3 protein-coding genes are annotated in these 2,771 nt (G+C 74.5%); all 3 read left to right on the forward strand.

Going from position 1 to position 2,771, the window contains the following annotated elements; genetic code table 11:
• A partial coding sequence (locus tag RWM17_RS13750; protein WP_314104590.1) for a hypothetical protein occupies positions 1-490 on the forward strand: 490 nt, incomplete at its 5' end.
• On the forward strand, positions 487-1,362 hold the full coding sequence (locus RWM17_RS13755; protein ID WP_314104591.1) for a DUF4194 domain-containing protein: 876 nt from the start codon (positions 487-489) through the stop codon (positions 1,360-1,362). The genes RWM17_RS13750 and RWM17_RS13755, both read left to right, overlap by 4 nt.
• Positions 1,359-2,771 (forward strand): ATP-binding protein (locus tag RWM17_RS13760; RefSeq protein ID WP_314104593.1); only part of this gene is annotated, 1,413 nt, incomplete at its 3' end. The genes RWM17_RS13755 and RWM17_RS13760, both read left to right, overlap by 4 nt.

Genomic DNA, 2,771 nt, shown 5'->3' on the forward strand with positions numbered 1-2,771 from the left:
GCCGGGAGCCGCCGTGCTGCCGGCCGACGTGCTGGGCCTCGGCCCGCTCGACGCCGTCGACCTCACGCAGCTGCAGCTCTGGAGCGAGCGCGGCCGGCCCACCGTGGACGTGCAGGTCACCGAGGGCGACCTGGCCCTGCCCGAGGCCGACCGCGTCGCCCTGCGCCTCACCGCCGGCACGAGCCCCGCCGCCGTCGCGGGCATGCTCGACCGGCTCCTCGCCGAGCGTGCCGAGGTGTCGAGCACCGACGTGTGGCTCGCCACCGAGCCCGAGTTCCGCCGCCTCGGCCTCGTGCTGAGCATGCTCGACCTCGCCGTCGACCGGGGCCTCGTCACCGACGACCGCGAGTCCGTCGTGCTCACCGCCGACGAGGGAGGCACGGGCCGCGAGGTCGTGCTGCCCCGCCTCGTCTTCACCCGCTCCGCTGATGCCGAGGCCGACGACGCCGACGCTGCTTCCCCGCTGCACCTCCAGGGAGACCCCGCATGACCGATGCCCCCGTCGACACGACGCCCGAGGTCGAGGACGCCGCACCGGACGCCGGCGCAGGCGATGCCACCGGTGACGCCGCTGCCGTCGACGTCCTCGCCGCCCCCGGCACGCTCCCCCTCGCCGGCCGTCGTGCGCTCGTCACCCTGCTGACCCACCGCTTCGTCTCGCGGGCGAGGCAGAAGGAGGCGTGGGCCGGCCTCCTGGCACACGAGGCCGACATCCGCGCCCGCCTTTCCGAGCTGTTCCTCGACCTCGAGGTCGACCACGGGCACGAGGTCGCGTTCAAGCGCCAGTCGGGCGGCGACGACGCCCCCGTGCTGCTGCGCCGCGAGAAGCCGCTGTCGCGCGACGCGTCGTTCCTGCTCGTGTTCCTCCGGCGCGAGCACGCGTACACCGACGGTGACGACGAGGCCGTCGTCGTCTCGCGCGACCAGGTCGCCGAGTTCCTCGGCCGGTTCCACGACGACACCGGTCGCGACGAGGTGCGGGCCGACCGTCGCGTCGACGCCGCGATCGCCGCGATGGTGTCCCGCGACCTGCTCGAGCCCGAGCCCGACGACCCGCAGCTCTTCACCGTCTCGCCCGCGATCGTCCCCTTGGTCAGGCCCGAGCAGCTGGCCCACCTCGAGCAGGTGTACCTCGACGCCGCAGGAGGCGCAGGTCCCGACGTCGAGGTCGGTCCGGACCTCGACGAGGCGGAGCCGGCTGCGGAGGCGGAGTCCGACGCAGATGCCGACGAGGCTGACGAGGCTGACACCGACCCCGACGAGCCCGACGCCGACCAGCACGCCCCCGACCCCACGGCGGTCGCGCTCGACCTCGACCTCCCGCTCGACCTCCCCCGCGACACGGAAGCAGACCCGGCATGACCCCCGCCTCCCCCGCCGACGCGACCACTGCCTCCTCGGCTGCCCCGGCTGCCTCGGCTGCCCCGGCCGCCGCGAACGCAACCGCACCCGCACTCGCCTCCGGCGTCACGACCGACACCGCTCCCGAGACCCCCGCGCTCGACGTCGACGTCGCCCCCGACGACGCCCCCGACCTCGGGATGTTCCACTCGGGCCAGTACCGCATCGAGCTCGTGCAGCTGCTCAACTGGGGCAGCTACGCCGGCCTGCACCGCATGCCCGTCGGACGCGGCGGCATCGCGATCCTCGGCCCGACCGGGCGGGGCAAGTCGACCGTGCTCGACGCGATGAGCGCCGTGATCATGCCGAACCCGCAGGAGTTCAACCGCGCTGCCCGCGACGACTCCCGCCAGCGCTCCGAGCGCACCGTCTACAGCTACGCCCGCGGCAAGACCGACGAGGTGCGCGACGCTGCCTCCGACCAGACGACGACGCGGTTCCTCCGCCCGCTCGGCGAGGCGTTCGCGAGCGGCTCGGCCATCACCTGGAGCACCGAGCTCGGCGAGACCCTCACCGCCGTCCGCCTCGCCTGGATCGGCCCGGAGACGTCCAGCCAGGACGAGGTCACCCAGTCGACGGTCTACCTGCTCGTCCGCGGCCGCTTCGACCTCAGCCGCCTGACCGAGGCGCGCCGCGACCCCACCAGCACCTCCCCGCTGACGAAGAGCTCGCTCAGCCGCCTCGTCGACCCCGCGCACGACCTCGTGACCTACTCGCAGCCCGAGCTGCGCGTCCGGCTCTGCGGCGTGCTCGGCATCGGCGGCAGCGACGAGTCGCAGCTCAAGGCGCTGACGCTGCTGCGTCGTGCCCAGGCGTCGAAGGGCGTCTTCTCGATCGACGAGCTGTTCACGCAGTTCGTGCTGACGCAGCCGAAGGCGCTGTCGCGCTGGGAGACGACGCTGGCGACCTACCGCGAGGCCTCGCAGCTCTACGACGTCTTCGAGACGACCCGCAAGAAGCTCGAGGTGCTCGAGCCCGTGCCGGCCCTCGCCGAGCAATGGCAGGCCGCGGGCGACGACGCGACGGCCAAGCGCCGGCTGCTGGCCGAGGGCGACGAGCCCGGCGCCGAGCCGAGCCGCCTGCGCGTCTGGCTGGCCGGCAAGGTCGGCGACTGGGTGGGCGGCGAGGTCGACCGGGTCCAGCTCGCGAAGCGCGAGGCGACCGAGACGAGGAGGCGCGCGGCCGACGACGAGGAGGTCGCGCTCCGTGCCCGTGAGCAGGCCCTCGCGCAGATCGCCGACCTCGGCGGCGACCCCTCGCACTCGCTCCGCGAGCAGGTGCGCTGGGCCGAGGACGCGCTCGCCCGCGTCGAGGCGCAGCACCGGCGCTTCGCCGCGCCCCTGGAGGGCGTCGGCGAGGCCGTGCCGACC

The sequence above is a fragment of the uncultured Frigoribacterium sp. genome, assembly GCF_963515265.1.
Classification (GTDB): domain Bacteria; phylum Actinomycetota; class Actinomycetes; order Actinomycetales; family Microbacteriaceae; genus Frigoribacterium.

Coding starts and splice junctions, on each gene's coding strand:
- RWM17_RS13755 (WP_314104591.1), top strand. CDS start 487: ATGACCGATGCCCCCGTCGACACGACGCCCGAGGTCGAGGACGCCGCA.